This window comes from Spirillospora sp. NPDC048911, assembly GCF_043198015.1.
In the GTDB taxonomy this organism is placed as follows: domain Bacteria; phylum Actinomycetota; class Actinomycetes; order Streptosporangiales; family Streptosporangiaceae; genus Spirillospora.
In genome coordinates, this window is the sequence record NZ_JBICUD010000004.1 from 759034 (window position 1) to 785565 (window position 26532).

26 protein-coding genes are annotated in these 26532 nt (G+C 74.0%); 22 read left to right on the plus strand and 4 right to left on the minus strand.

From position 1 onward, the window contains the following. Positions 1 to 325 precede the first annotated feature (325 nt). From ACGFNU_RS22190 to ACGFNU_RS22240, 11 genes are read left to right on the plus strand one after another with little or no spacing between them, the layout of a single operon-like run. Complete coding sequence (locus ACGFNU_RS22190; RefSeq protein WP_392596280.1) at positions 326 to 1987, plus strand: carbamoyltransferase; 1662 nt, start codon at positions 326 to 328, stop codon at positions 1985 to 1987. Continuing rightward, complete coding sequence (locus tag ACGFNU_RS22195; protein ID WP_392596282.1) at positions 1984 to 3489, plus strand: HAD-IIIA family hydrolase; 1506 nt, start codon at positions 1984 to 1986, stop codon at positions 3487 to 3489. The genes ACGFNU_RS22190 and ACGFNU_RS22195 overlap by 4 nt, the downstream gene beginning before the upstream one ends. Further along, positions 3477 to 4478 (plus strand): glycosyltransferase family 9 protein, encoded by a 1002-nt coding sequence (locus ACGFNU_RS22200; RefSeq protein ID WP_392596284.1) that lies wholly within the window; start codon positions 3477 to 3479, stop codon positions 4476 to 4478. Before ACGFNU_RS22195 ends, ACGFNU_RS22200 begins: the two co-directional genes overlap by 13 nt. Continuing rightward, positions 4475 to 5470, plus strand: coding sequence for a glycosyltransferase (locus ACGFNU_RS22205; RefSeq protein ID WP_392596286.1), 996 nt, complete (start codon positions 4475 to 4477; stop codon positions 5468 to 5470). The genes ACGFNU_RS22200 and ACGFNU_RS22205 overlap by 4 nt, the downstream gene beginning before the upstream one ends. Beyond that, positions 5467 to 6681, plus strand: coding sequence for a glycosyltransferase (locus ACGFNU_RS22210; RefSeq protein ID WP_392596288.1), 1215 nt, complete (start codon positions 5467 to 5469; stop codon positions 6679 to 6681). The genes ACGFNU_RS22205 and ACGFNU_RS22210 overlap by 4 nt, the downstream gene beginning before the upstream one ends. A gap of 32 nt (positions 6682 to 6713) precedes the next feature. Continuing rightward, positions 6714 to 7262 carry an SIS domain-containing protein gene (locus ACGFNU_RS22215; protein ID WP_392596510.1) on the plus strand — a complete coding sequence of 183 codons (549 nt, stop codon included), beginning with the start codon at positions 6714 to 6716 and terminating at the stop codon, positions 7260 to 7262. Beyond that, positions 7259 to 8659, plus strand: coding sequence for a D-glycero-beta-D-manno-heptose 1-phosphate adenylyltransferase (rfaE2, locus tag ACGFNU_RS22220; RefSeq protein ID WP_392596290.1), 1401 nt, complete (start codon positions 7259 to 7261; stop codon positions 8657 to 8659). The genes ACGFNU_RS22215 and rfaE2 overlap by 4 nt, the downstream gene beginning before the upstream one ends. Beyond that, entirely contained in the window at positions 8656 to 9333 is a 678-nt protein-coding gene (locus ACGFNU_RS22225) for an SDR family oxidoreductase (RefSeq protein ID WP_392596292.1), read from the plus strand. The genes rfaE2 and ACGFNU_RS22225 overlap by 4 nt, the downstream gene beginning before the upstream one ends. Further along, positions 9324 to 10307: a glycosyltransferase family 9 protein gene (locus tag ACGFNU_RS22230; protein ID WP_392596294.1), complete on the plus strand. Its 984-nt coding sequence runs from the start codon at positions 9324 to 9326 to the stop codon at positions 10305 to 10307. Before ACGFNU_RS22225 ends, ACGFNU_RS22230 begins: the two co-directional genes overlap by 10 nt. Then, positions 10304 to 11260 carry a UDP-glucuronic acid decarboxylase family protein gene (locus tag ACGFNU_RS22235; protein ID WP_392596296.1) on the plus strand — a complete coding sequence of 319 codons (957 nt, stop codon included), beginning with the start codon at positions 10304 to 10306 and terminating at the stop codon, positions 11258 to 11260. Before ACGFNU_RS22230 ends, ACGFNU_RS22235 begins: the two co-directional genes overlap by 4 nt. A 44-nt stretch (positions 11261 to 11304) precedes the next feature. Then, entirely contained in the window at positions 11305 to 11718 is a 414-nt protein-coding gene (locus ACGFNU_RS22240; protein WP_392596298.1) for a ChaB family protein, read from the plus strand. A gap of 72 nt (positions 11719 to 11790) precedes the next feature. Here ACGFNU_RS22240 and glpK read toward each other — a convergent pair whose 3' ends face one another. The 4 genes from glpK to ACGFNU_RS22260 form a co-directional block, all read right to left on the minus strand. Further along, positions 11791 to 13308 carry a glycerol kinase GlpK gene (gene glpK / locus ACGFNU_RS22245; RefSeq protein ID WP_392596300.1) on the minus strand — a complete coding sequence of 506 codons (1518 nt, stop codon included), beginning with the start codon at positions 13306 to 13308 and terminating at the stop codon, positions 11791 to 11793. Positions 13309 to 13365: 57 nt separating this feature from the next. Continuing rightward, positions 13366 to 14193, minus strand: coding sequence for an MIP/aquaporin family protein (locus ACGFNU_RS22250; RefSeq protein WP_392596301.1), 828 nt, complete (start codon positions 14191 to 14193; stop codon positions 13366 to 13368). Between the two features lie 124 nt (positions 14194 to 14317). Beyond that, positions 14318 to 15997 (minus strand): thiamine pyrophosphate-binding protein, encoded by a 1680-nt coding sequence (locus ACGFNU_RS22255; protein ID WP_392596303.1) that lies wholly within the window; start codon positions 15995 to 15997, stop codon positions 14318 to 14320. Then, positions 15994 to 16767, minus strand: a complete 774-nt coding sequence (locus tag ACGFNU_RS22260; protein WP_392596305.1) for a cyclase family protein — start codon at positions 16765 to 16767, stop codon at positions 15994 to 15996. The genes ACGFNU_RS22255 and ACGFNU_RS22260 overlap by 4 nt, the downstream gene beginning before the upstream one ends. A 127-nt stretch (positions 16768 to 16894) precedes the next feature. On the opposite strand from ACGFNU_RS22260, the gene ACGFNU_RS22265 reads away from it, so the two are divergent. The 11 genes from ACGFNU_RS22265 (at position 16895) to ACGFNU_RS22315 (ending at position 26481) form a co-directional block, all read left to right on the plus strand. Further along, positions 16895 to 17296 carry a hypothetical protein gene (locus ACGFNU_RS22265; protein ID WP_392596307.1) on the plus strand — a complete coding sequence of 134 codons (402 nt, stop codon included), beginning with the start codon at positions 16895 to 16897 and terminating at the stop codon, positions 17294 to 17296. A 34-nt stretch (positions 17297 to 17330) separates the two neighbouring features. Further along, positions 17331 to 18821 carry a carboxylesterase/lipase family protein gene (locus tag ACGFNU_RS22270; protein ID WP_392596308.1) on the plus strand — a complete coding sequence of 497 codons (1491 nt, stop codon included), beginning with the start codon at positions 17331 to 17333 and terminating at the stop codon, positions 18819 to 18821. A 2-nt stretch (positions 18822 to 18823) separates the two neighbouring features. Further along, positions 18824 to 19612, plus strand: coding sequence for an IclR family transcriptional regulator (locus ACGFNU_RS22275; protein ID WP_392596310.1), 789 nt, complete (start codon positions 18824 to 18826; stop codon positions 19610 to 19612). Positions 19613 to 19687: 75 nt separating this feature from the next. Beyond that, complete coding sequence (locus tag ACGFNU_RS22280) at positions 19688 to 20710, plus strand: Rieske 2Fe-2S domain-containing protein (RefSeq protein ID WP_392596312.1); 1023 nt, start codon at positions 19688 to 19690, stop codon at positions 20708 to 20710. Continuing rightward, positions 20707 to 20874, plus strand: coding sequence for a hypothetical protein (locus tag ACGFNU_RS22285; protein WP_392596314.1), 168 nt, complete (start codon positions 20707 to 20709; stop codon positions 20872 to 20874). The genes ACGFNU_RS22280 and ACGFNU_RS22285 overlap by 4 nt, the downstream gene beginning before the upstream one ends. Then, positions 20871 to 21824: a PDR/VanB family oxidoreductase gene (locus ACGFNU_RS22290; protein WP_392596316.1), complete on the plus strand. Its 954-nt coding sequence runs from the start codon at positions 20871 to 20873 to the stop codon at positions 21822 to 21824. Before ACGFNU_RS22285 ends, ACGFNU_RS22290 begins: the two co-directional genes overlap by 4 nt. A 119-nt stretch (positions 21825 to 21943) precedes the next feature. Further along, positions 21944 to 23146: an ABC transporter substrate-binding protein gene (locus tag ACGFNU_RS22295; RefSeq protein WP_392596318.1), complete on the plus strand. Its 1203-nt coding sequence runs from the start codon at positions 21944 to 21946 to the stop codon at positions 23144 to 23146. After that, positions 23143 to 23949, plus strand: coding sequence for an ABC transporter ATP-binding protein (locus ACGFNU_RS22300; protein WP_392596319.1), 807 nt, complete (start codon positions 23143 to 23145; stop codon positions 23947 to 23949). Before ACGFNU_RS22295 ends, ACGFNU_RS22300 begins: the two co-directional genes overlap by 4 nt. Further along, a complete protein-coding gene (locus tag ACGFNU_RS22305) occupies positions 23946 to 24629 on the plus strand; it encodes an ABC transporter ATP-binding protein (RefSeq protein WP_392596321.1) in 684 nt (227 codons plus the stop codon). The genes ACGFNU_RS22300 and ACGFNU_RS22305 overlap by 4 nt, the downstream gene beginning before the upstream one ends. Beyond that, positions 24626 to 25489 (plus strand): branched-chain amino acid ABC transporter permease, encoded by an 864-nt coding sequence (locus tag ACGFNU_RS22310; protein WP_392596323.1) that lies wholly within the window; start codon positions 24626 to 24628, stop codon positions 25487 to 25489. The genes ACGFNU_RS22305 and ACGFNU_RS22310 overlap by 4 nt, the downstream gene beginning before the upstream one ends. Further along, positions 25486 to 26481, plus strand: coding sequence for a branched-chain amino acid ABC transporter permease (locus tag ACGFNU_RS22315; RefSeq protein ID WP_392596324.1), 996 nt, complete (start codon positions 25486 to 25488; stop codon positions 26479 to 26481). The genes ACGFNU_RS22310 and ACGFNU_RS22315 overlap by 4 nt, the downstream gene beginning before the upstream one ends. Positions 26482 to 26532 lie beyond the last annotated feature (51 nt).

Here is a 26532-nt window from a genome sequence, read left to right on the forward strand (position 1 = left end):
ATGCAGGCACAACCTTCACAGAAGAGGCCTTACGCCCCACGGTAAACACGCGATCAACGTCGCCCCACCATTGCGTACATCCACGGCAAGGCTCCCGGAACGCATGGTTTGAGGACGGTTCACCAGGTAAGGCCAGCAACTGCGGAAACACCTATAGGTGATTCACGGTGGGTCCGCGGAGCCGCAGCCGGCTCGCGGGCAGCCCGATGCCTAGGACGCAGGCATCCTCCGCCCGGCCGATGGCTGAGCGCCAAGCCCATGGCCACCGCCATGCCAGGTGACGCCATGCCATGGCGCCCTTCCTCGTCCCGAACGGAGACCACGCATGCGCATTCTCGGTATCAACTCGATCTTCCATGACCCCGCCGCCGCGCTCCTGGTGGACGGGAAGGTCGTGGCCGCGGCGGACGAGGAGCGTTTCAGCCGCCGCAAGCACGGCAAGCGCCCGGTCCCGTTCTCGGCCTGGGAGCTGCCCGAGATGGCGGCACGCTGGTGCCTCGAACGGGCCGGGATCGAACCGGGCGACATCGACGCCGTCGCCTATTCCTACGATCCCGAGCTGGCGACGCGCGGGACCCCGGGCCACGACAAGAAGTGGGAGCAGCTGAGAACGCTCTACGCGGAGCGGGCTCCCTTCTTCCTCGCCACGGCGCTGCCGGGCGTCGACGCCGGCGCGTTCCGCTATGTGCCGCACCACGTCGCCCACGCGGCGTCGGCCGCGCTCGCCGCGCCCGGCCCCGGCGACGGCGACGTGCTGGTGCTGGACGGCAGGGGTGAGGCGCACTCGCACCTTTCCGGCACCTACCGCGACGGTGCCCTCACGACCTTGAGCGCGCAGGCGCTCCCGCACTCGCTCGGGCTCATGTACGAGGAGCTCACCGAGCACTTGGGCTTCCTGCGTTCGAGCGACGAGTACAAGGTGATGGCGCTCGCCTCGTACGGCCGGCCGCGCTTTCTCGACGAGATGCGCAAGCGCGTGCGCGCCACCGACGACGGCGGGTTCGCCGTCGATCCGGTCGACTGGGGGGCGCTCGCCAAGGCCCGCAAGCCGGGACTCGGGATGACCGAAGGCAACACCGAGATGACCGACGACCACGCCGACCTGGCGGCGAGCGTCCAGACCCGCCTCGAAGAGGTCATCCTGGACCTGGCCATCTGGCTGCACGGCCGCACCGGCTCGCGCCGGCTGTCGATGGCCGGCGGCGTGGCGCTCAACTGCGTCGCCAACTCCCGGCTCGCCGAGGCGGGACCCTACGACGAGATCTGGGTGCAGCCGGCCGCCGGCGACGCCGGCACGGCGCTCGGCGCGGCGCTGCACGTCGCCCAGGAGGCCGGCGAGCCGATCGAGGCCATGCCCGGCGCCGCGCTCGGCCGGGACTGGGACGACCGCGAGCTGGCCGCCCGCCTCGACACCGCGCGGATCCCCTACGAGCGCCCGGACGACCTCACCGCCGTGGTCGCCGAGGCGCTGGCCCGCAACGAGATCGTCGCCTGGTTCCAGGGCCGGAGCGAATGGGGGCCGCGCGCCCTCGGCCACCGGTCGCTGCTCGCCCACCCCGGTCACGCCGGCAACCTGGAACGGCTGAACGCGGTCAAGGGGCGCGAGCAGTTCCGCCCGATCGCGCCGATGGTCGCCCTCGACCACGCCGCGCAGATCTTCGAGGGCCCGATCCCGAGCCCCTACATGCTGTTCGTGCACCGCGTCCGGCCGGAGTGGCGCGACCGGATCGCGGCCGTCGTCCACGTGGACGGCACGGCGCGGGTCCAGACCGTCTCCCCCGACGAGAACCCGCTGGTCGCCGATCTGATCGAGGCCTTCCGGGTGCGCACCGGGCTGCCGGTCCTGGTCAACACCAGCCTCAACACCGCGGGCCGGCCGATGGTCGACGACCCGCGCGACGCCCTGGAGTGCTTCGGCTCCGCGCCGGTCGACCTGCTGGCCATCGGGCCGTACGTGGTGCGGCGGCGCGAGGTGTTCGCGGGATGAGCGGGCCGCCGAGCTACTGCGTCGTCATCCCGACGGTCGGCCGTCCGAGCCTGCGGACGCTGATCGATTCACTCGCGGCCGGGACCGGGCCGCAGCCCGCCGAGGTCCTCGTCGTGGACGACCGGCGGAGCCCCGGCACGCCGCTGCACCTGCCGGCCGGCATCGGCGACACCGTCCGCGTGCTCCGCTCCGGTGGCCGCGGTCCGGCCGCCGCCCGCAACACCGGGTGGCGCGCGGCCACGACCGAGTGGGTCGTGTTCGTGGACGACGACGTCGTGCTCGCGCCCGACTGGCCGGCCCGGACGGCCGCCGATCTCACCGGCCTTCCCGGCGACGTCGCCGGCGTCCAGGGCAGCGTGACGGTGCCGCCGCCCGCCGGGCGCCGCCCCACCGACTGGGAGCGGAACACCGCCGGGCTCGCCGGGGCCTCCTGGATCACCGCCGACATGGCCTACCGCCGCACGGTGCTCGCCGGGATCGGCGGCTTCGACGAACGTTTCCGCCGGGCCTACCGGGAGGACTCCGACCTGGCCCTGCGCGTGATGGACACCGGGCACCGCCTGGTGCGCGGCGGCCGGCAGGTGACGCATCCGGCCCGCCCGGCGGGCTTCTGGGCGTCGGTGCGCGCCCAGGCGGGCAACGCCGACGACATGCTCATGCGGCGGGTCCACGGCCGCGACTGGCGGGACCGGGCCCGGGCGGGCCGGGGCCGCTTCCGCCGCCACCTGGCCACCACCGGCTCCGGGCTGGCGGCGCTCGCCGCCTGGCGGGCCGGTGCGAGACCCGTGGCCGTGGCTGCGGGCGCCGTGTGGGCCGCGCTCACGGCGGAGTTCGCCGCCGCGCGCATCCTGCCCGGCCCCCGGACCCCGGCCGAGGTCGCCCGGATGCTGGTCACCAGCGTGGCCATCCCGCCCGCCGCGGTCTGGTACCGCCTGCACGGCCTGGTCCGGCACGCGGACGCGGCGCCCTGGCGGCTGACCCCCCGGGTGGTGCTCTTCGACCGGGACGACACGCTGATCCGCGACGTCCCGTACAACGGGGACCCGGCGCGGGTCGAGGCGATGCCCGGCGCGCGCCAGGCGCTGGACCGGCTGCGCCGGCGCGGCCTGCGGATCGGCGTCGTCTCCAACCAGTCGGGCGTCGCCAAGGGCATGATCAGCCTCACCGACGTGCGCAAGGTCAACGAGCGGGTGGAGTCGCTCCTCGGCCAGGTGGACGTGTGGGAGTTCTGCCCCCACGACGACGCCGACGGGTGCCGGTGCCGCAAACCGCGGCCGGCCATGATCGAGCGGGCGGCCCGGCGGCTGGGCGCGCTCCCGTCCGAGTGCGTGGTCATCGGCGACATCGGCCGGGACATGGACGCGGCGCACGCCGCCGGGGCGCGCGGCATCCTCGTGCCGACCGTCCGGACCCGGCTTGAGGAGATCGCCCGGGCCGCCGAGGTCGCGCCCGACCTGCGCGCCGCCGTCGACCGCGTGCTCGGCGAGAGGTGGCCGCGGTGAAGGTCCTCGTCGTGCGCCTGGACAATCTCGGGGACGTGCTGCTGTCCGAGCCCGCCGTGCGGGCCGTCGCGGCGCGGGCGGACGAGGTCGTGATGCTGTGCGGCCCGCGCGGCCGGGCCGCCGCCGAGCTGCTGCCGGGCCTGGACGGCGTCATCGAATGGTGCGCCCCGTGGATCGACCCCGAACCCGGCCCGGTCGAGGCCGCCGCGGTGGACGAGCTCGTCGCCGCGGCCCGCGGATTCGACCGCGCCCTCATCTTCACCTCGTTCCACCAGTCGCCGCTGCCGCTGGCGCTGCTGCTCCGTCTCGCCGGGATTCCCTGGATCGGCGGCATCAGCGACGACTACCCCGGCTCGCTGCTCGACCTGCGGCACCGGTGCGAGGACGACGTCCCGGAGACGCTGCGCATGCTGGCCCTCGCCGCCGAGGCGGGCTTCCCCGCGCCGGCCGACACCCGGCCGCGCCTGGGCGGGCCGCTCCCCGACATCACCTCGCTCACCGGCGGCCCCGGCTACGTCGTCGTCCACCCCGGCACGTCGGTGCCCGCGCGCGCCTGGCCGCCGGAACGCTGCGCCGAGGCGGTGGCCGTGCTGGCCGCGTCCGGCCGCCGGGTCGTCGTGACCGGTCACCGCGACGAGAAGGAGCTGACGGCGTACGTCGCGGGCACCGACGGCCTGGACCTCGGGGGCCGGACCACCCTTCCCGAGCTGGCGGCGGTGCTGGCGGGGGCCGGCGCGGTGGTCGCGGGGAACACCGGCCCGGCCCACCTGGCGGCGGCGGCCGGCACACCGGTCGTCTCGCTGTTCGCGCCGACCGTGCCCGCCGCCCGCTGGGCGCCGTACGGCGTGCCGGTCGCGCTGCTGGGCGACCAGGAGGCGCCGTGCCGCGACAGCCGGGCCCGGGAGTGCCCCGTCGCGGGGCATCCCTGCCTGGCGTCCGTGACGGCCGGCCAGGTCGCCGCCGCCGTCGAGGAGCTGATCGGACGATGAGAGTACTGCTCTGGCACGTTCACGGCTCCTGGGCGACATCGTTCGTCCACGGCGACCACACCACGCTCGTCCCGGCCACGCCGGACCGCGGCCCCGACGGCAAGGGCCGCCCGGAGACGTTCACCTGGCCGGACCACGCGCGCGAGGTGCCCCATGACCGGCTGCGGGACGAGGACGTCGACGTCGTCGTGCTCCAGCGGCCGCACGAGCTCGCACTCGCCGAGGAGTGGCTGGGCAGACGGCCGGGACGCGATGTCCCTGCCGTCTACGTCGAGCACGACACGCCCCGCCGGACCCCGGCCGACGCCAGCCGGCCCGGCGAGGTGGTGCCGGACAGCCGCCACTTCCTGCACGACCGGTCGGACATCCCGGTCGTGCACGTCACCCACTTCAACCAGCTCTTCTGGAACTGCGGCCGCGCGCCGACCATGGTCGTCGAGCACGGCATCGTCGATCCGGGCTACCGGTACGACGGGCACTGGCCGCGCGCGGGCGTGGTCATCAACGATCCCGTGCGCCGCGGCCGGGTGGCCGGGACCGACCTGCTCGCCGAGTTCGCCCGCGGCGTGCCGGTCGACCTGTTCGGCATGAACGTCGCCGGCGTCCCGGAGCGGCTGGGGGTCCCGGCCGAGGCGCTGTGGACCTTCGAGGACCTGCCGCAGGCCCGGATGCACGCCGAGCTCGCGCGCCGCCGCGTCTACGTCCATCCCTACCGGTGGACGTCGCTGGGGCTGGCGCTCATCGAGGCCATGATGCTCGGCCTGCCGGTCGTGGCCCTGGCCACCACCGAGGCGATCGAGGCCGTCCCGCCCGAGGCGGGGGTGGTGTCGACCCGGGTCGACGCCCTCGTGGCCGCGGCGCGCTCGCTCGTCGCCGACCCGCCCCGCGCCCGCCAGATGGGCAAGGAGGCGCGGGCGGCCGCCCTGGAACGGTACGCACTACCGCGCTTCCTGCGCGACTGGAACCGCATTCTCACGGAGGTGACCCGATGAAGATAGCCATGGTCTCCGAGCACGCGAGCCCGCTCGCCGCGATCGACGGGCTGGGCGGCGCGGACGCCGGCGGGCAGAACGTGTTCGTCGCCGACCTCACCGCGGAGCTCGGCCGGCAGGGGCACCACGTGACCGTCTACACCCGGCGGGACGCCGCCGATCTGCCGTCCCGGGTGCGGCTGGCGCCCGGCGTGACCGTCGAGCACGTCCCCGCCGGGCCGCCCGAGCCGGTGCCGAAGGACGAGCTGCTCCCCTACATGGCCGAGTTCGGCCGCTATCTGGCGCAGCGGTGGACGAACGCGCCGCCGGACGTCGTCCACGCCCACTTCTGGATGAGCGGGCTGGCCGCGATCCGCGCCGCCGACGCGCTGACGCCGCGAGTGCCGATGGTGCAGACCTACCACGCGCTCGGCACCGTCAAGCGCCGCCACCAGGGCGGCAAGGACACCAGCCCGCACGGGCGCGTCCGGCTCGAACGGGCGATCGGCCGCACCGCGGACGCCGTCATCGCGACCTGCTCCGACGAGACCGCCGAGCTCATCGCGATGGGCGTGCCGAGGGAGCGGATCACCGTGGTCCCCTGCGGGGTCGACCTGGCACGGTTCCGTCCCGGAGGGCCCGCCCACGCGGCGAACGGCCGGCCCCGCCTGGTCGCCCTGTCCCGGCTCGTCGAGCGCAAGGGGGTCGACACCTGCATCGAGGCGCTCGCGCGCGTGCCGGACGCCGAACTGCTCGTCGCGGGCGGGCCGCCCCGCGCGCGGCTCGGCGGCGACCCGGAGGCCCGGCGGCTGCTCGGGGTCGCCGAGCGCGCCGGCGTGACCGGCCGAGTGTCGTTCCTCGGCCGGATGGGCCGGGACGAGGTCCCCGCGCTGCTGCGGTCGGCCGATCTCGTCGTCACGCTGCCCTGGTACGAGCCGTTCGGCATGGTGCCGCTGGAGGCCATGGCGTGCGGCGTGCCCGTGGTGGCGACCGGCGTCGGCGGCCACGTCGACACCGTCGTCGACCGGGTGACGGGGGTCCACGTGCCGCCGCGCCGTCCCGACCAGGCCGCGAGCCGCATCCGGGATCTGCTCGCCGATCCCACCCGCCGGGCGGGGATGGGGGTGGCCGGGGCCGACCGGGCCCGGTCGTGCTACTCGTGGGAACGCATCGGCCACGAGACGATCTCGGTCTACGCACGGGCCATGGCGCGTTACGAGGTGGCGGTGTGAGCCCCCGCGTCCTGACCGCGCAGGAGCAGAAGCTGGAGGCGCTGGCCGACGCGGCACTGCGGTTCCGGGAGTGGACCCCGACCGTCACGTCGTGGGGACGCCATCTGGCCGGCGTGCTCGGCCGCGGCGGCAGGCTGCTCGCCTGCGGCAACGGCGGCAGCGCGGCCGAGGCGCAGCATCTGACGGCCGAGCTGGTGGGACGGTTCGAGACCGAGCGCCGTGCCCTGGCCGCGATCCCGCTGCACGGCGACACCTCGGCGACCACGGCCATCGGCAACGACTACGGGCCGCTCAACGTCTTCGCCCGCCAGGTGCAGGCCCACGGGCGTCCCGGAGACGTCCTCGTCTGCCTGTCCACCAGCGGCACCAGCCCCAACGTCATCGCCGCCGCGCAGGTCGCCCGCCGGATCGGGGTGACGGCGTGGGCGGTCACCGGGCCGGGCCCCAACGCGCTGGCCGCGGCCTGCGACGAGGCCATCACGGTGGACGCGGCGGCGACGTCCACGGTCCAGGAGATCCACCTCGCCGCAGTCCACCTGCTCTGCGGAGTCGTCGACGAGACCTTGGGGAGCGTGGAATGAGCGCGGCGCCGCTGGTCGTCGTGGGAGACGCCCTGCTGGACATCGACCTCGCGGGCACCAGCCGGCGGCTGTGCCCCGACGCCCCCGTCCCGGTCATCGAGCGGGCCACCGAGCTGCCCCGGCCGGGCGGCGCGGGCCTGGCGGCGCTGCTGGCGGCGGCCGAGGGCCGCGAGGTCGTGCTGGTCACGGCCCTGGCCGACGACGAGCCCGGCCGGCGGCTGCGGGCGCTGCTGGAGCCGCACCTCGACGTCGCCGCGTTCCCGCTGCACGGGAGCACGCCCTGCAAGGTCCGCGTCCGGGCGGGCGGCCAGTCGGTGGCGCGCCTCGACACGGGCGACGGCGAGGCCCGCGACGGGCCCGTCGGCCCGCGCGTCGCCGAGGCGCTCGGCCGGGCGGCCGCCGTCCTGGTCTCCGACTACGGGCGCGGCGTCACCCGGCACGCCGCGGTGCGCGCCCTGCTGGCCGAGGTGGCGCCCAGCGTCCCGGTCGTCTGGGATCCGCACCCCCGCGGCGAGGCGCCGGTGCGCGGCACCCGGCTGCTCACCCCCAACCAGGACGAGGCCGCGCGGCTCGCGGCGCGCGACGACGCCGGGATCGAGGGCGCGGGACTGTCGGCCGCCACCCGCCGGGGCCGCCATCTGGCCGAACGGTGGGGCCTCGAAGGCGTGGCGGTGACGCTCGGCGCGGCCGGCGCCCTGCTCTGCAACGGCGCGCCGGAGCCGTTCCTCGCGCCGGCGGAGGCAGCGCCCGGCGACCCCTGCGGCGCCGGGGACAGCTTCGCCGCCCGCACCACCGAGGCGCTCGCCGACGGCGGATCGCTCACCGAGGCCGTCAGCGCCGGGGTGCGCTGGGCCTCGGCGTTCGTCAAGGCGGGCGCGGCCTGCGCCGTCGCCGAACGGCTGGCCCGGACGGGCTCGCCCCGGATCCTGCCCGACCGCGGCGAGGACGCCTGGGACATCATCGACCGCACCCGGCGGGCCGGCGGCACGGTCGTCGCGACCGGCGGCTGCTTCGACCTCCTGCACGCCGGCCACGTCCGCCTGCTGGAGCAGGCCCGCCGGCTGGGCGACTGCCTCATCGTCTGCGTCAACTCCGACGACTCGGTGCGGCGCCGCAAGGGCCCCGGCCGTCCCGTCAACCAGGCCGCCGACCGGGTGCGCGTGCTGCGCGCCCTGAAGGCGGTCGACGCGGCGGTGGTCTTCGAGGAGGACACGCCCGTCCCGCTCCTCGAACAGCTGCGCCCCGACATCTGGGTGAAGGGCGCCGACTACGCCGGAGGCCCCCTGCCCGAGGCCGGGACCGTCCGCCGCCACGGCGGCGAGGTGGTCCTGCTGCCGCTGCTCGAAGGACGCTCCACCACCCGGCTCCTCGCCACCACGAAGGGAATCACCTCATGAACGTGCTCATCACCGGCGGCTCCTCCGGGCTCGGGGCGGCCGTCGCCCGCCGGATCGCGGCCGACGGCGGGCGCCCGCTGGTCATCGACCTCCATCCGCCCAAGGACGACGTCGAGCACGTGCTGGCCGACCTCACCGACCGGCGGAGCACGGAGGACGCCGTGCACGGCCTGGCCCGGCAGGCGGGCGGCCTGGACGCGGTGGTCACCGCGGCGGGCGTCGACGCCTGCGGCACGCTGGCCGACGTCCCCGCCGAAGACTGGGAGCGGGTCGTCCAGGTCAACCTGCTGGGCACCGCCGCCGTGGTGCGCGCCGCCCTTCCCCACCTCCTGGAGGCTCCGAACGGCCGCGTCGTCACCTGCGCGTCGACGCTCGGGATCAAGGCGCTCAGCGACGCGACCGCCTACTGCGCGTCCAAGTTCGGCGTCGTCGGGTTCACCCGGGCCCTGACCGCCGAGCTCAAGGGACGGGTGGGCGTCACGATGCTCGTGCCGGGCGGCATGGACACCGCCTTCTTCGACGGCCGCGACGAGCAGTACAGGCCCGGCCCGGACGCCCAGCTCAACCGGCCCGAGAACGTCGCCGCCGCCGTGGCGTTCGCGCTGGCCCAGCCGCCGGGCTGCGAGGTGCGCGAGCTGGTGGTGTGCCCCGCGCGGGAGCCGTCGTGGCCCTGAGGGGACCGGACGTCCTCGTCCTGCGGGCGCTCGGGCTGGGCGACCTGCTGACCGCGGTGCCGGCGCTGCGGGCGCTGCGGCGCGGGCTGCCCGGCCGCCACCTGATGCTCGCGACGCCCTGGCCGCTGGCCCCGCTCGCGATGCTCACCGGCGCCGTGGACGACGTGCTGCCCACCCCCGGGCTGGACCGCGTTCCCGCGTACGGGCCGGTCGCCCTCGCGGTGAACCTGCACGGCAGCGGTCCCGAGAGCCACCGCGCGCTACAGCTGATGCGGCCGGGCAGGCTGCACGCGTTCGCCCATCCGGAGGTGCCCGAGGCCACCGGGCCGGCCTGGGATCCGGCCGAGCACGAGGTCGCGCGCTGGTGCCGGCTCGTCGCCGATCTCGGCTGCGACCCCGACCCGGATGATCTCGATCTTCCGCCGCCGCCCCGGACGTCACCGGCGCCCGGCGCGGTGGTGCTGCACCCCGGCGCGGGCGCGCCCGCCCGCCGCTGGCCGGTGGACCGCTTCACGGCCGTCGCCGCGGCGCTGCGGGCCCGCGGCGAACGGGTCGTGGTGACCGGCGGGCCCGCCGAGACCGGGCTCGCCCGGGAGATCGCCAAGCGGGCCGGGCTCGGCCCCGCCGGTGACCTGTCCGGCGGCACGTCGCTGCTCGAACTGGCCGCCCTGGTCGCCGAGGCCCGCCTGGTGATCTGCGGGGACACCGGGATCGGCCATCTCGCGACCGCCTACCGGACCCCGTCGGTGCTGCTGTTCGGCCCGACGCCGCCGGACCGCTGGGGCCCGCCGGAGCGGCCCGAGCACCGGGTCCTGTGGATGGGCGGGCAGGGCGACCCGCACGGCGGCGAGCCCGATCCGGGCCTGCTGGAGATCTCCATCGGCCGGGTGCTCGACGCGGCCGTGCACATGCTGACGACCCGTGCACCCGCTGATGACGCGTGCGTGCTGACGACCAGAAGGAGCTCACCATGACATCTCGGCGCGCCGTCGTGACCGGCGGGGCGGGTTTTCTCGGATCGCACCTGTGCCAGGCGCTGCTGGCCCAGGGGTTCTCCGTCGTCTGTCTCGACAATCTGCTGACGGGCGCCGCCCGCAACGTCACGCACCTGACCGGCCGGGCGGACTTCGAGTTCCGCAAGTGCGACCTGACCGAGCCGATCTGGGTGTCCGGGCCGGTGAGCCACGTCTTCCACTTCGCCTCCGCCGCCTCGCCCGCCGACTACCTCCGGTGGCCGATCCAGACGCTGGACGTCGGCAGCCAGGGCACCCGCAACGCGCTGGAACTGGCGGAGGACAAGGGCGCCCGGCTGATCCTGGCCTCCACGTCGGAGGTCTACGGCGATCCGCTGGTGCATCCGCAGACCGAGTCCTACTGGGGCAACGTCAACCCGATCGGGCCGCGCAGCGTGTACGACGAGGCCAAGCGGTTCGGGGAGGCGCTCACCGCCGCGTTCCGGGAGTCCCGCGGGGCCGACACGGGGATCGTCCGGATCTTCAACACCTACGGCCCGCGGATGCGCCCGGACGACGGCCGCGCCATTCCGACGTTCATCCGGCAGGCGCTGGCCGGGGAGCCTCTCACCGTCACCGGCGACGGGTCGCAGACCCGCTCGATCTGCTACGTCGACGACACGGTGCGCGGCATCCTGGCGCTGGCGCTGTCCGGCCACCCCGGACCGGTGAACATCGGCAGCCCGCAGGAGATGTCCATGGCCGACCTGGCCCGCCGGATCATCGGCCTCACCGGGTCGCGGTCCGGGCTCCGGTTCATCGAGCGGCCCGTGGACGACCCGGCGGTGCGCAGGCCCGACATCAGCCTCGCCAAGGAGGTCCTCGACTGGAAGCCGGAGGTGCCGGCGGACGAGGGCCTGCGCAGGACGATCGAATGGTGCGCGCGAGAGCCCGCGCGCGCCTGCTCGGCGTGATCCGCGCCACCCGAATGACAGACGAATCGTGAAAGGAGCGACCCATGCCTGGCCGTCAGGACATGCCGTCGACCCTTCGGCGTTCTCCGAAGGAGGCCCAGGACACCTGGGTGAAGGCCCACGACTCGGCGGTGGACGAGTACGGGGAGGGCGAGCGCGCGCACCGCACCGCGTTCAGCGCGCTCAAGCACACGTTCGAGAAGGTCGGCGACCGCTGGCAGCGCAAGGCCGGCGGCAGGAAGGGCCCGTCGGACCGGCAGGCCGCGAAGAAGGCGTCCGCCGCACGGCGGAGCCCGGCCAAGACCGCCGAGGGCGTGGACGCGAACGCCAGCAAGCGGCATCTCTACGACATCGCCAAGGAACTCGGCGTCGAAGGCCGGTCCTCGATGTCCAAGGACGAGCTCGTGTCCGCCATCAAGAAGGCCAACCGCCGCAAGACCGCGGCGGCGCGCAAGTGAGCTGATCCACCGCGCGACGGGCGCGGGCGCCGCCGGACGAGGGCCGGCGGCGCCCGCGTTCGGGTACGGGGATCACTCCACGTCGACCCACCCGAAGGTGCGTTCGACCGCCTTGCGCCAGCCCGCGTAGCCCGCCTCGCGCTTCGGCTCGTCCCACGCCGGCTGCCAGCGCTTGGCCTCGTTCCAGTTCTGCCGCAGCTCGTCGGTGTTGCGCCAGAACCCGACCGCTAGCCCCGCGGCGTAGGCGGCGCCGAGCGCGGTCGTCTCCGCCACGACCGGGCGGGAGACCGGGACGCCGAGGATGTCGGCCTGGAGCTGCATGCACAGCTCGTTGGCCGTCACTCCGCCGTCCACTTTGAGCACGTCCAGCGACACCCCGGAGTCCTCCCGCATCGCCTCCACGACGTCGCGGGACTGGTAGCAGATCGCTTCCAGCGTCGCGCGCGCCAGGTGGGCGTTGGTGTTGAAGCGGGAGAGCCCGACGATGGCGCCGCGGGCGTCGCTGCGCCAGTACGGGGCGAAGAGGCCGGAGAACGCGGGCACGAAGTAGACGCCGCCGTTGTCCTCCACCTGCGCCGCGAGGGACTCGCTCTGCGCCGCGCCGGAGATGATCCCGAGCTGGTCGCGCAGCCACTGCACGGCCGACCCCGTCACCGCGATCGACCCTTCGAGCGCGTAGACGGGCGCGCTCTCCCCGAACTGGTAGCAGACGGTGGTGAGCATGCCGGCCTTGCTGCGGACGAGCTCGCCGCCCGTGTTGAGCAGCAGGAAGTTGCCGGTGCCGTAGGTGTTCTTGGCCTCGCCGGGCGCGAAGCACACCTGGCCGACCGTCGCGGCCTGCTGGTCGCCCAGGTCGCCGCAGAGCGCCACCTCGCCGCCGAGCGGCCCGTCCGCGCGCGTCATCCCGTACGGGTCGGGCGCCGAGGAGGGCTTGATCGACGGCAGCATGGCCCGGGGGATGCCGAAGAACGACAGCAGCTGGTCGTCCCAGTCGAGCGTCTCCAGGTCCATCAGCATCGTGCGGCTGGCGTTGGTCGGGTCGGTGACGTGGACGCCGCCGTCAGCGCCGCCGGTGAGGTTCCACAGGACCCAGGTGTCGATGTTGCCGAAGACGGCCTCGCCGTTCTCGGCGGCCTCGCGCACGCCGTCGACGTTCTCCAGGATCCACTGGATCTTGCCGCCGCTGAAGTAGGTGGCGGGCGGCAGCCCGGCCCGGTGCCGGATCGTCTCGCCGCGCCCGTCGCGCTCCAGCGCCGAGGCGATCCGGTCGGTCCGGGTGTCCTGCCAGACGATCGCGTTGTAGTACGGGCGCCCGGTCCGCCGGTTCCAGACCACGGTCGTCTCGCGCTGGTTGGTGACGCCCAGCGCCGCGAGATCCTGGTGACCCAGGTTGGCGCTGGTCAGCGTCGTCTGGATGACGGCGCGGGTGCGCTCCCAGATCTCGGTGGGGTTGTGCTCGACCCAGCCGGCCCGCGGCAGGATCTGCTCGTGCTCGAGCTGGTGGCGGGCGATCTCGTTGCCGCCGTGATCGAAGATCATGAATCGCGTGCTCGTCGTCCCCTGGTCGAGCGCTCCGACGAAGTCGGCCATCGGTCTCTCCTGTTGGACGGGGGTGCTGGGGATGAGTGCTGCGGGAAGGGGATCGGGTCAGGACTGGACGTCGTACTCGGGCTTGGTCTCGGGTGCCCCCTCGGGCGCCTGCTCCGGCGGGAGGTTGCGGCCGATGAGGAAGAGATAGAGGCCCGCGCCGATCACGGCGCCGATGAGCGGGCCGATGATGGGCACCCAGAAGTACAGATCGCCGTACTGGTCCCGCCAGGCGCCGCCGTAGCCGGTGATGTACTGCGCCACCCGCGGGCCGAAGTCGCGCGCCGGGTTGATCGCGTAGCCGGCGTCGGTCCCCCACGCCATGCCGATCGCGACGACGAGCAGGCCGATGACGACCGGGGTGAGGTTCGACAGCGGCGGCAGGTTGCGCAGGTCGGTGAGCGCCATCACGACGAACAGCAGGATCGCGGTGCCGATGATCTGGTCGCGGAAGCCGCCCCACATGCTGACCGGGAGCGTTCCATTGCCCGGAAGGGTGGTGAAGACGCCCTGGGTCTTGATCGTGTGACCGGGGTCGGCCTTGGCCAGCACCTCGGTGTAGTTCCACCGCACGATCAGCGCGGCGACGAAGGCCCCGGCGACCTGGGCGCCCCAGTACGGGAGCACCTTGCGCCAGGCGAACCGGTTGAACACCGCCAGCGCGAACGTGACGGCCGGGTTGATGTGCCCGCCGCTGATCGCGGCGGACACGTAGACCCCGAGGATCACTCCGATCCCCCAGGCCCAGGCGATGCTGTCGTGGTCACCGATCCCGCCGGCCACGACCTGCGCCACCACCCCCACCCCGAAGAGGATCAGGATCATGGTTCCGGCGAACTCGGCGGCCATCTCGCGGGCCAGTGGAGGGAAACTCAGTCGTTCCGCCATGTCTCCTCCTCGGACGAACGGGCGGGTGTGACGTGAGGCACAACTTCCGTGAAGGTAAGTAACCCGGACGAACCGGTCAACCGGTAAAGCGCGCGAATATGACCGGCGACCGTCAGTGGCCGTGTCAGTGGCCGCGAAAGGCCTCCTCCAGCCACCAGGCCGCCCGGTCCCGCGTGACCTTCGCGTCGACGACCATCGGCCGGTCGCGCGGTCCCGCCAGCCACTCCGTCACGGGCGCGAGGCCGGCCGGGTCGCGGACGGTGACGGCGGCGCAGCCGAAGCCGCGCGCGATCGCGGCCAGGTCGGCAGGAGGGAAGGTCACCGTGTCCAGCGGATGCCCGTCCGGGCCGAAGTGGTGCACCTCCGCGCCGTACGCCTCGTCGTCGTAGATCACCACGAGCAGGCCGAGCCCGAGCCGGGCCGCGGTCTCCAGCTCGGCGATCGCCATCAGCGCGCCGCCGTCGCCGAGGGCCGCGACCGTCAGCCGGTCCGGACGGGCGACCGCCGCGCCGATCGCGGTCGCGAGCCCGAGCCCGATGGACTGGAACGCCTGCGTGAACACCAGCCCGTCCGCGTCGGGGACGGCGAGGAACATCGCCGGGTAGCCCATGAAGTTGCCGGAGTCGACGGCGACCGTGCGCTCCGCGGGCAGCAGGTCGTCCAGGGCGATCGACAGTGTCCGCGGGTCGATGCGCGCGCCGTCCGAGTCGTCCTCGTACGGCTGGTCGCGCCAGCGACCCTCGTGCGCGAGCCGCTTGGCGACCTCGGCCGACCGGTAGCCGGCCGCAGCATGGCCCCGCGCGGCGAGTTCGGCCTCGGCGAGCCGCGCCGTCTCGGCCACGTCCCCGATGAGGCTGAGGTCGACCGGCCGGTGGGCGCCCAGCGCCTCGGCGTCGAGGTCCACCTGGACGACCCGGGCGCCCTCGCCGACCAGCGCGCCGTGCCGCAGGGTCCACATGTTGAGGGAGCAGCCCCAGCCCACGAGCAGGTCGGCGCCGCGGATCAGCTCCGCGGCGGCGGGCGTGGCGAAGCCGCCGCTCACGTCGAGGTCGTACAGGTCGCCGCCGAAGAGCCCGCGGGCGACGGCGGAGGTCGCCAGCAGGGCGCCGCACCGTTCGCCGAGGTCGCGGAGCGCGTCGCCCGCGCCCGCGAGCCGGGCGCCGCGCCCGGCGATGAACACCGGCCGCTCGGCCGTCGCGAGAGCGTCGGCCAGCCGGGCGATCGCGGCGGGCGGTGGCACCGGGAGCAGCGGCACCGGCTCCTGCCGCGGCGGCGCGGAGAATGGCCCGTGCTCGGAGATCACGACGGGGCCGGGGTGCGGGGCGGCCTGGACGTCGAGCGGCAGGCCGAGCAGGACGGTCCGGCGCTGCGCCACCGCGGTCCGGCAGGCGCGGGCGACGTCGGCCAGCGCCGTCTCCGGCGAGTGGACGCGTTCGGCGACCGCGCCCACCGCCGTCGCGAGCGCGGCCTGGTCGACGCGGAAGTTGGACCGCACGGCCGAGGCGGCCACCTCGCCCGCCAGCACCAGCAGCGGCGTGCGGCTCTTGGCCGCCTCGGTGATGCCCGTGATCGCGTTGGTCAGCCCGGGCCCCTGGTGCACCGACACCACGCCCAGCCCGCCGCTGACCCGCGCGTAGGCGTCCGCCATCGTGGCGGCGCCGCCCTCGTGCCGTGCCGCGACGAACGTGGCGCCGCCGGCGGTCAGGGCGTTGGTGACGTGGAAGTTGCCGCTGCCGACGACGCCGAAGACGGTCTCGACGCCGAGCCGGGCCAGGGCGGTCCCCACGGCCTCCGCGACGTTCATCGTTCGATCAGGGCGAGCACCCGGGCGGGGCTGCCGGACCCTCCCACGATCGGCAGCGGCGCGGCCAGCACGACCGCGCCGCGCACCGGGAGCCGGGCCAGGTTCTGCAGCTGGGTGAGGCCGTACTTGCCGGCGCCGAGGAAGTACGAGTGGCAGGGGAACGGCGGCTCGAACCCGTGGGCCGCCCCCGCGTCGGTGCCGACGGTCTCGACCCCGAGCCCGATGATCGGCGTCTCCTCGGCGAGCCAGCGCGCGCACTCGGCGGAGATCCCCGGCGAGTGCGGGCCCGTCTCGTCGGCGTTCAGGAACGCGGCGCTGTCAGCGGACCGGGCGTCCCACCCGGTGCGGTAGAACAGCCAGCCGCCGTCCGGCAGCGGGCCGTTCGCCTTCTCCCATGCGCGCACGTGGTCGATCTCCAGCACGAAGTCGGGATCGGCGGCGGCCTCCGCCGCGGCGTCCAGGACCACGGCGGGCGCCACCAGGCGGCGCGGCGCGACCTGCGAGACGTCCTCCCCCTCCCGCCCGGTGACCCAGTGGACGGGGGCGTCGAAGTGGGTGCCGACGTGCTCGCCCGTCTGAATGTCATTCCAGTACCAGGCGGGACCCCGGTCGTCGTAACGGCTGATCTCGCGCAGTGCGAACGGCACGGTGTTGGAGAAGGGCTCGGGCAGCCGCAGGATCGGTGTCGACTCCGAGAGCGGCGCGGTCAGGTCGACCACCTCCACCGATCCGTCGGTGAGGGCGTTGAGCAGTTCGGCGAGCACGGACATCGTTCCTCCCTGACACGGAGATCCGCACGGCACGGCGCGTGCACCGAACGTATCGGCATAAACGACACACAGGAAGATCCGCATATTTACCCGCACGCATCGAGCGCGCACCCTCGGGGTGTCCCCCGTGATCACCCACCCCCGCGGAGGCTCCCGTGCAGACCCGTATCCGCGCCGCCGGTGCCGCCCTGACCGCCACCCTGATCGGCACCACCCTGCTCGCCGCCCCGCGCGCGGCGGGATCGCCCACGGGCGGCAGGTCGTCCCGCGTTCCTGGGTCGAGGAGTCGACGCGGCCCTCGTTCGCGGTCAACCGGGGCTACGGGCTGCACTGGTGGCTCGACGACGACGGCGCGTTCAGCGCGAACGGGCTCGGCGGGCAGGTCATCCACGTCTCGCCGAAGTACGGCGTGGTCATCGTGAAGTCGACCCTCGCGACCGTCCTGGCGGAGGAGGAGGCCGAGACCGCCTTCCGCGCCGTGGCCGCCGAGGTGGCCCGGACGCGCCGGAGCAGGCCCGCCCTCCCCTGACCTGTGCCGCTCAAGCCGTGTTGTACTGAGCAGCGTGACGCGAGCAGAGGCGAAGATCACCACGGGACGGATCCGGGGCCGGGCCCATGACGGGATCTCCGTCTTCAAGGGCATTCCCTACGCGGCGGAACCGTTCGGCCGGAACCGGCTGGCGGCGCCGGTTCCGGCCGCTCCGTGGGACGGCACGCGCAAGGCCGTCAAGTTCGGCCCGCGCGCGCCGCAGGCGAGCCTGGTGCCCGGGTTCCCCGGGTGGACTCCCGCCGAGGGGCCGGGCTGCCTGACGGTGAACGTCTGGACGCCCGACCTCGGCGGCTCCGGGCTGCCGGTCATGGTCTGGGTGCACGGCGGCGCCTACATCATCGGCAGCTCGTCCCAGCCCGAGTACGACGGCGCCAAGCTCGCGGCCGACGGCGTCGTCGTGGTGACCTTCAACTACCGCGTCGGGATGGAGGGTTTCGGCTCGGTCGAGGGCGCGCCCGCCAACCGGGGCCTGCTCGACCAGGTCGCCGCGTTGCGCTGGGTCCAGGACGACATCGCCGCGTTCGGCGGCGACCCCGGGCAGGTCACGGTCTTCGGCGAGTCGGCCGGGGCGGGGTCGATCGCCGCCCTGCTGGCGATGCCGGCGGCGCGCGGGCTGTTCCGCAGGGCGATCGCGCAGAGCGTGCCCGGCACGTTCTTCGCGCCGGAGTTCGCGCGCCGGCTCAGCACCGCGATCACGGCGGAGGCCGGGCGCACCCCCGTCCTCGCGGATCTCGCGGAGGTCTCCCCCGAGGTGCTCGTCAAGGCGGCGGAGACGATGACGGCCAAGCTCCAGGGCGACCATCCGACGTGGGGGCCGATCGCCAGCACGCCCACGCCCTACTCCCCCGTCGTGGACGGCGAGGTGCTGCCCACGACGCCGTGGCGGGCCCTCGCGGACGGCGCCGGGCGCGGCCTGGAGCTCGTCGTGGGCTACAACCGGGACGAGTTCCGGCTGTTCCTGGCGCTCGCGGGACGGTTCGGCACCCTCGGGGAGGACGACGTCGCCGCGATCATGGAGCATCTCGTGCCGCCGGACGGCGCCGCCGCCTACCGGGCCGCGCACGGCGGCACCTCGCCCGAGGACCTCTACAGCCTGGTGCTGTCGGACTGGCTCTTCCGGATGCCGAGCGCGCACCTCGCCGACGCCCACGCCGCGGCGGGCGGAACGACCTTCGCCTACGAGCTGGCCTGGCCCTCCCCTGCCCTGAACGGGATGTTGCGCGCCTGCCACGCCCTCGACGTCCCCCTCACGTTCGGCAATCTCGACAAGGGCGTCGCGGCACTCGTCCTCGGCAAGCCGATCCCGGCGGAGGCGGCCGAGCTCTCCGCGCAGTTCCGGGCCGCGTGGACCGCGTTCGCCACGACCGGCGACCCGGGATGGCCCGCCTACACGCCGGCCGCCGCCGTGACCCACGTCTTCGACAGCTTCACCAAGGACGTGCGCGACCCGCAGGCCCTCTCCCGCCGGATCTGGGCCTCCCACCGCTTCGACCCGCTGGAGTAGCGGTGTCCCGTGGTTCCGTCACCTCGCGCGTGCTCAGCATCCTGGAGGCGTTCTCGCCGGAGCGCCCCGCGCTGACCCTGTCCGCCATCAGCCACTCCACGGGCCTGCCCGCCCCGACCGTGCACCGGCTGCTCGGCGAGCTGACCCAGTGGGGCGCCGTGGAACGGGACGAGACCGGCGTGTACCGCATCGGGCTGCGCCTGTGGGAGGTCGGGGCGCTGGCCCCGCGCGGGCTCGGCCTGCGCGAGGCGGCGATGCCGTTCCTGGAGGACCTGTACGAGGCGACGCACCAGAACGTCCAGCTGGCCGTGCTGGACGGGATGGAGGTCGTCTACGTCGAGAGGATCGCGGGCCGCAACGCGGTCCACGTCTTCACCCGCGTGGGCGGGCGATGGCCCGCCCACGCGACCGGGGTCGGCCTGGCCCTGCTCGCCCACGCGGAGACCGAGGTGCAGGAGCGCGCGATCGGCGGCCCGCTGCACCGGTACACCGCCAACACCATCGTGTCCGGCGCCGAGCTGCGCCGGGCGCTGGCCGAGGTGCGCCGCACGGGCGTCGCGATCAGCGACGGGCAGGTGGAGACGATCGCGCTCTCGGTCGCCGCGCCCGTGTTCGGCCCCGCCGACACGGCCCTGGCGGCGGTCTCGGTCGTCGTCCCCTCCGACGGCTACGACTGGCGGGTCCTGGTGCCCGCGGTCCGCGCCGCCGCCCGTGGCATCTCGCGGTCGCTGGGCTCGCCGAAGGCTGCCCGGACACCGAGTTCCGCCGTGCGCGGCAGCACCGAAATGTGAACGCGGCCACACAAGCCTTTCCATCAGATGGAACTCGCGTGGCGAGGCGCGCGCGGGCCGGGTGAAGGTCGGCGCATGGGATTTCCAACCGACCAGTGGTACGTCGCCGCCTATGGCGAGGAAGTCGGCAAGGGCCTGCTGGCCCGCACCATCTGCGGTGAGCCGATCGTCTTCTACCGGACCGGCGCCGGGGTCCCGGTGGCCCTGGCGGACCGCTGTGTCCACCGCCGCTTCCCCCTGTCGGAGAGCATCCGCGACGGCGACCTGATCGTCTGCGGCTATCACGGCTTCACCTACGCCCCCGACGGCGCGTGCGTCGCCGTCCCGGGCCAGACCCGCATCCCGCGCACCGCGCGGGTGCCCGCCTACCCCGTCGTCGAGCAGGACTCGCTGGTCTGGGTGTGGATCGGCGATCCCGGCCGGGCCGATCCCGCGGCCGTCCCGCGCGCGCCGTGGCTGGCGATGGACGGCTGGGTCACGGTGCGCGGGATGGAGCCGCTCGACGCGCGGTACGAGCTGCTCATCGACAACCTGCTCGACCTCTCCCACGAGACGTACCTGCACGCCGGCTACATCGGGACGCCCGAGGTGGCGCAGACGCCCATCACCACGGAGGTCGACGACGAGGCGGGGGTGGTCTACGTCAGCCGCCGGATGAAGGACGTGGAGTGCCCCTCGTTCTACGCGGACTCGACCGGGATCAAGGGACGCATCGACCGGTGGCAGGACATCGAGTACCACCCGCCGTGCCTCTACCTGCTGCACAGCCGCATCGCGCCCACCGGGGTGGAGCCCGGGCCCGACGCCGACGACCCGGCCGCCTGCCACGCCGAGATCGTGTACGCGATCACGCCGGAGACCGATACCAGCACGCACGACTTCTGGATGGTCGCCCGCGACTTCGCCCTGGACGACGAGTCGGTGTCCGCGTTCCTCGCCGAGAGCAACCGCACCGTCGTCCTCCAGGACGTCACCGCCCTGAACACCCTGGAGAAGGTCATCGCCACCGAGCCCGAGGGGTTCCAGGAGCTCAGCATCAACATCGACACCGGCGGGCTGGCCGCCCGCAGGCTGCTGCGCCGGCTGACGGGCGCATGAGCCGCCCCGCGACCGCCCCCGGCCGGCTGCGGGTGATCTGGGAACCCGGCTCCGACGTGCTGGTCGGCGTCTGCCACTGCGGGGCAGAACACCGGTCGGAGGATCCGGCGAGCATCTGGCGGTGGCTGCTCTCCCACCCCGACCACGGATCGGACACGCGGTGAGCCCGGAGCCGGAGACCATGGTCGTCGTGGCCCGCAAGGAGGCCCTCGCCGACGGGGTGGCGGGCCTGACGCTCCGGGCCGCGGACGGTGGCGCGCTGCCCTCGTGGGAGCCCGGCGCGCACGTCGAGCTGGTGCTCCGCGACGGCCTGGTCAGGCAGTACTCCCTGTGCGGTGATCCGGCCGACCGGTACGCCTGGCGGGTGGCGGTGCTGTGGGAGGAGGGCGGCCGGGGCGGATCGGCCCACGTCCACGACCGGCTCGCCGAGGGCGACCGGCTGACCGTGCGCGGGCCGCGCAACCACTTCGAGTTCGGCCCGTCGCGTGCCCGCTGCCTGTTCATCGCGGGCGGGATCGGCGTGACGCCGATCCTGCCCATGGTCGCGGCGGCGGAGGCGGCGGGCGCCGACTGGCGGCTCGTCTACGGCGGCCGGCGACGCTCCTCGATGGCGTTCCTGGCCGAGCTGGAGCGGCACGGCGACAGGGTCGAGACGTGCCCGCAGGACGAGACCGGTCTCCTCGACCTCGACGGCCTGCTCGGCGAGCCGCGCGAGGACACCCTGATCTACTGCTGCGGCCCCGAGGCGCTGCTGGCCGAGGTGGAACGGCGGTGCGCCGCCTGGCCGTCCGGCTCTCTCAGGGTCGAACGGTTCGCGCCGAAGCCCGAAGCCGAAGCCGCGTCACGGGAGGCCTTCGAGGTCGAGCTCACCCTCAGCGGCCTCACCCTTCAGGTCCCCCCTGACCGCTCCATCCTGGAGACCGTCGAATCGGCCGGTGTCACCGTGCTGTCCTCCTGCCAGGAGGGCACCTGCGGCACCTGCGAGACGGCCGTGCTCGACGGCGTTCCGGACCACCGCGACTCGGTGCTCACCGAGGCGGAACGGCGCGCGGGCGACCTGATGATGATCTGCGTGTCGCGGTCGCTCGGCCCCCGGCTGACGCTCGAATTGTGAGGGCCCGGAGTGATGTTGTGCAGACTATTGACGGCTGCAACGTTCGCGCCTATCTTCGCACTACCTCCCGGCGCGAGCGGGGAGGCCGCGCGACGACGCGCCATCCCAGGAGGTCTCCTGTGCGCAGACTCGTCCCCCACCTCACCCCCCTCGCCTGCACGGCCGCGCTCGTCCTCGCGCTGCCGGCGTGCGGCTCCGGCGACGACGGCGACGGCGGCTCGGCGATCAAGATCGGCTTCATCGAGTCGCTCAGCGGCAACTACGCCCCGCTCGGCGGCGAGGCCAAGAAGACGGTCGACCTGGCGGTCGAGCAGATCAACGGCGCCGGCGGCATCAAGGGCCGCAAGCTCGAGGTCACCACCCTCGACGACCGGACCGCCCCCGACCAGGGCGTGCTCCACTTCAACAAGCTGAAGTCCCAGAAGGTGGCCGCCGTCATCGGATCCACGTTCTCCAACGTCGGGCTGGCGGTCGAGCCGCTCGCCGAGCGCGAGAAGATCCCCTACATCTCGCTCGCCCCGGCCGACGAGCAGGTGAACCCGGTGCGCAAGTACACCTTCGTGGTGCCGGCGATCTCGTCGCGGTACGCCGAGGCCATGCTGCAGTACTTCAAGGCCCACCAGATCTCCAAGGTGGGCGTGGCCTACGACACCAAGAGCGCCTACTCCAAGGCGGGCTTCGCCGGGATGCAGCGGCTGGCGGGCCAGTACGGCGTGCAGATCGTCAAGGCCGAGCCGTACGAGACGACCGCCAGCGACTTCAGCCCGGTGTTCACCCACGTCCGCGGCTCGGGCGCGCAGGCTCTGGTCGCCTGGGCGAGCGGCGCGCCGGGCGTGACGCTCGCCAAGCAGTACGCCGGCGCCAACCTGGGCGTCCCCCTCTTCATGACCGGCTCGCAGGCCAGCAAGCTGTGGCTGGAGCCGGTCGGCGACGCGAGCGAGGGCGTGTACGTGCAGAGCGCCATCGGCGTCGTCGAGGACGCCCTGCCGGCCGGCAAGCTCAAGCAGGCGATCGGGGAGATGTCGGGGCCGTTCCGGGCGAAGTACGGCTACGCCCCGCCCCAGTTCGCCATGGACGGCTACACGGGCGTCAAGCTGCTGGCGGCCGCCATCGAGAAGGGCGGCACCGACCGCGACAAGATCCGTGACGCGCTGGAGAGCCTGACCCTCGTCACGCCCTGCGGCAAGTACACCTATTCGGCGACGGACCACTCGGGCCTGCGCGCCACCGACATCTCCATGAACCAGGTCAAGAGCGGCAAGCTCGTCCCGACGCCCTGGTCCCGCGCGCAGCTCGCCAAGACCGCCGCGGACGCGGGATGAGCCCCATGCTCACCGTCGACGCGGTCGCCCGTTCCTTCGGCGGCGTCTACGCGGTGCGCGACGTCGGGCTCACCGTCGACGAGGGCGAGACGCGGGGGATCATCGGCCCCAACGGAGCGGGCAAGTCCACGCTCTTCAACCTGATCAGCGGCCATCTCGCCGCCGACCGCGGCACGATCCGCTACCGCCCGAACGGGGAGGAGCGGCGCATCGACCGGCTCAGCGCGCACGCGCGGGCCCGGCTCGGCATCGCGATCGTCTTCCAGGCCGCCCGGCTGTTCCACGGGATGACGGCACTGGAGAACGTCATGGTCGGCGCGCACGCCCGCACCCGGCACGGCTTCCTGGCGGCGGCGCTCCGGCTGCCCCGGCACCGGCGCGAGGAGGCCGCGATCAGGGCCGACGCCCTGGCGGCGCTCGACCGGGTCGGCCTGCGGGACTGGGCGGGCCGCCCGGCCGACGCGCTGCCCCTCGGGCAGCAGCGCTCGCTTCAGCTGGCCCGCGCGCTGTGCGCCCGGCCGCACCTGCTGCTGCTGGACGAGCCGGCCTCCGGGTTGCGCGCCACCGAGCGGGAGGCGCTCGCCCAGCTGATCGAGAGCCTGCGCGAAGACGGGCTGACGATGATGCTCATCGAGCACGACGTCACGTTCGTCTCCCGCCTCGCCGACCGCGTCAGCGTGCTCGACCTCGGCGCCCTCATCGCCGAGGGGACCCCGGCGCAGGTCCGCGCCGACGAGCGGGTGGTCGCCGCCTACCTGGGGCGGGAGACGACCGGCGCCACCGGACGGGAGGCCGCCGGATGAACGGCCGGGTGCTGGAGGTGAAGGGCCTCGTCGTGCGGTACGGCAACGCCACCGCCCTCGACCGCGTCAGCCTGAACGTCGCGGCGGGCGAGATGGTCGCCCTCGTCGGGCCCAACGGCGCGGGCAAGACCTCCCTCGTCAACGCGATCATGGGGCTGGTCCGCCCGGCGGCGGGCACCGTGCGCCTGGCCAGGGGCGCGGCGCTCGTCCCCGAGGGCCGGCAGATGTTCCCCGAGCTGAGCGTCGAGGACAACCTGGCGCTGGGGGCCTGGCGGCGGCGCCGCGCGGGCGCCTCGGCGCGCGACACGTCCCGCGTCTACGAGGTCCTTCCGGAGCTGGCGCGCCTGCGCCGCCAGAAAGCGGGCTCGCTGTCGGGCGGCCAGCAGCAGATGGTCGCGTTCGGCCGGGCGCTGATGGGCGATCCGGCCGTGCTCATCGTGGACGAGCTGTCGCTCGGCCTGGCCCCGCTGGTGACCACGACGCTCGCCGGGCACCTGCGCCGGCTCAACGCCGAGCACGGCCTGGCGGTCGTCCTCATCGAGCAGAACGCCCGGCTGGCGTTCGACCTCTGCACCCGCGCCTACGTGCTGGAGGCCGGGCGGATCCGGGCCGAGGGCCCCTGCGCCGAGCTGGCGCGGAGCAGTGACGTCGTCGCGGCCTACCTGGGGGCGACTCCGTGAGCGACCTCCTGCAGTACCTGGTCTCGGGGCTGGCGGTGGGCTGCGGTTTCGCGCTGCTCGCCAGCGGCCTGGTGACGGTCCACCGGGTCACCGGCACCGTGAACTTCGCCCAGGGCATGTTCGCCGTCGTCGCGGGGCTCACCGCCGGCTCGCTGCTGTCTGCCGGCCTGCCGCACGGCGTGGCCGAGGTGGCGGCGGTGGCCGTGGCCGGCGCCGTCGGGCTGCTCACCGGCCTGATCGCCATCGGAAAACCCGGCACCGGCCCGCAGGCCGCGCTGATCGTCACGCTCGGGCTGGGCTTCGTCGCGTACGCCGTCGAGATCATGGTGTGGGGCGACGGGCCGCGCTCGCACCCGGGCCTCGGCGGCACGGTCCGGATCGCCGGCGCGTACGTCCAGAAGCAGCATCTGCTCGTCATCGCCGCGACCGCCGTGGTCTTCACCGCGCTCGGCCTGTTCTTCGCCAGGACGTACCTCGGCAAGGCGCTGAGCGCCGCCGCGTCCAACCCCTACGCGGCGCGCGCGGTCGGCATGAACGTCACCCGCATGGGACTGGCGGCCTTCGTGCTCGGCGGCGTGCTCGGCGGCACGGCGGGGGTCCTGCTGACGCCGATGCTGCCCATCTCGTTCAACAGCGACGTCCTGCTGATCACCAACGGGTTCGCGGCGGCGATCCTGGGCGGCCTGAACAGGCCCGGGCCGGCCCTGGCCGGCGCGCTCATGCTGGGCGTCGCCGAGGCGCTGGTAGCCGGCTACTTTGACGCCTCCTACCAGACCGTGGTGGCCCTCGCGCTGATGCTGACGATCATGATCTGGCAGGCCTCGCGCAGGTCCGCGCTCCAAGAGGAGGCCGCCCGGTGACGGTGACCCGCTCCCCCCGTGCCCTGGCCACGGTGCTCGTCGCGGGCGTGGCGGCCGCCATGCCGTTGCTGCTCCCCGAATCGCAGGTGTCGGTGTACGTGCTGCTCCTGCTGGCGGCCATCGTCGTCACCGGCCTGTCCCTGCTCATGGGGTACGGCGGGCAGGTCTCGCTCGGCCAGGCGTCGTTCTACATGATCGGCGGTTACAGCGCGGCGCTGCTGTCCGTTCACGGTCAACCCACCTGGCTCGCGCTGCTCGCCGCCCCGGTGATCGCGGCGGCGGCCGCGGCGCTGATCGGCGTCCCGCTGCTGCGGCTGCGCGGTCACCATCTGGCGTTCGCCACCCTCGCCGTCCAGCTGATCCTGCTGAGCCTGGCCGGACGGCAGGAGTGGGCGGGCGGCGACATCGGGCTGCAGGGCGTGCCGCGCCTCGAGGTCGCCGGCTACGAGTTCGCCGACGACGTCTCGTACGCCTACCTGGCGCTGGGCGCGCTCGGCGTGGTGGCGCTGATCGCGAGGAACGTCGTGCACTCCCGGCCCGGACGCGGCCTGCGGGCGCTGGCCACCAGCGAGGTGGCGGCCGAGTCGTCGGGCGTGCCGGTGGCGGGGTACAAGCTGGCGGTGTTCAGCCTGTCGGCCGGTTTCGCGGGGCTCGCGGGCGGTGTCTACGCCTTCTTCATCGGCTACGTGGCGCCTGGATCGTTCCCCGTGCTGCTCTCCTTCGAGTACGTCGTCATGGTCGTGATCGGCGGCGCCGGCACGGTCTGGGGCGCCCTTCTCGGCGCCACGGTCATCACCCTGCTGCTCCAGTTGCTCAACGACATCGGCACCATGGAGGGCATGCCCGCCTCGGCGCCCTCGGTGCTGTCGTACGCCGTCTACGGGCTCCTGCTCGTCCTCGCCATGCTCTTCATGCCGCAGGGCCTGGCCCGCGGCATCCCCCTCAAGGTCCGGTTCCGTGGCCGCGATCGGACGGGGGCCGACGCGAGTTGACTCCGGCGTATAGCTTAGGCTTACCTAAGTAGGTCTATGACCCGGAGGTTC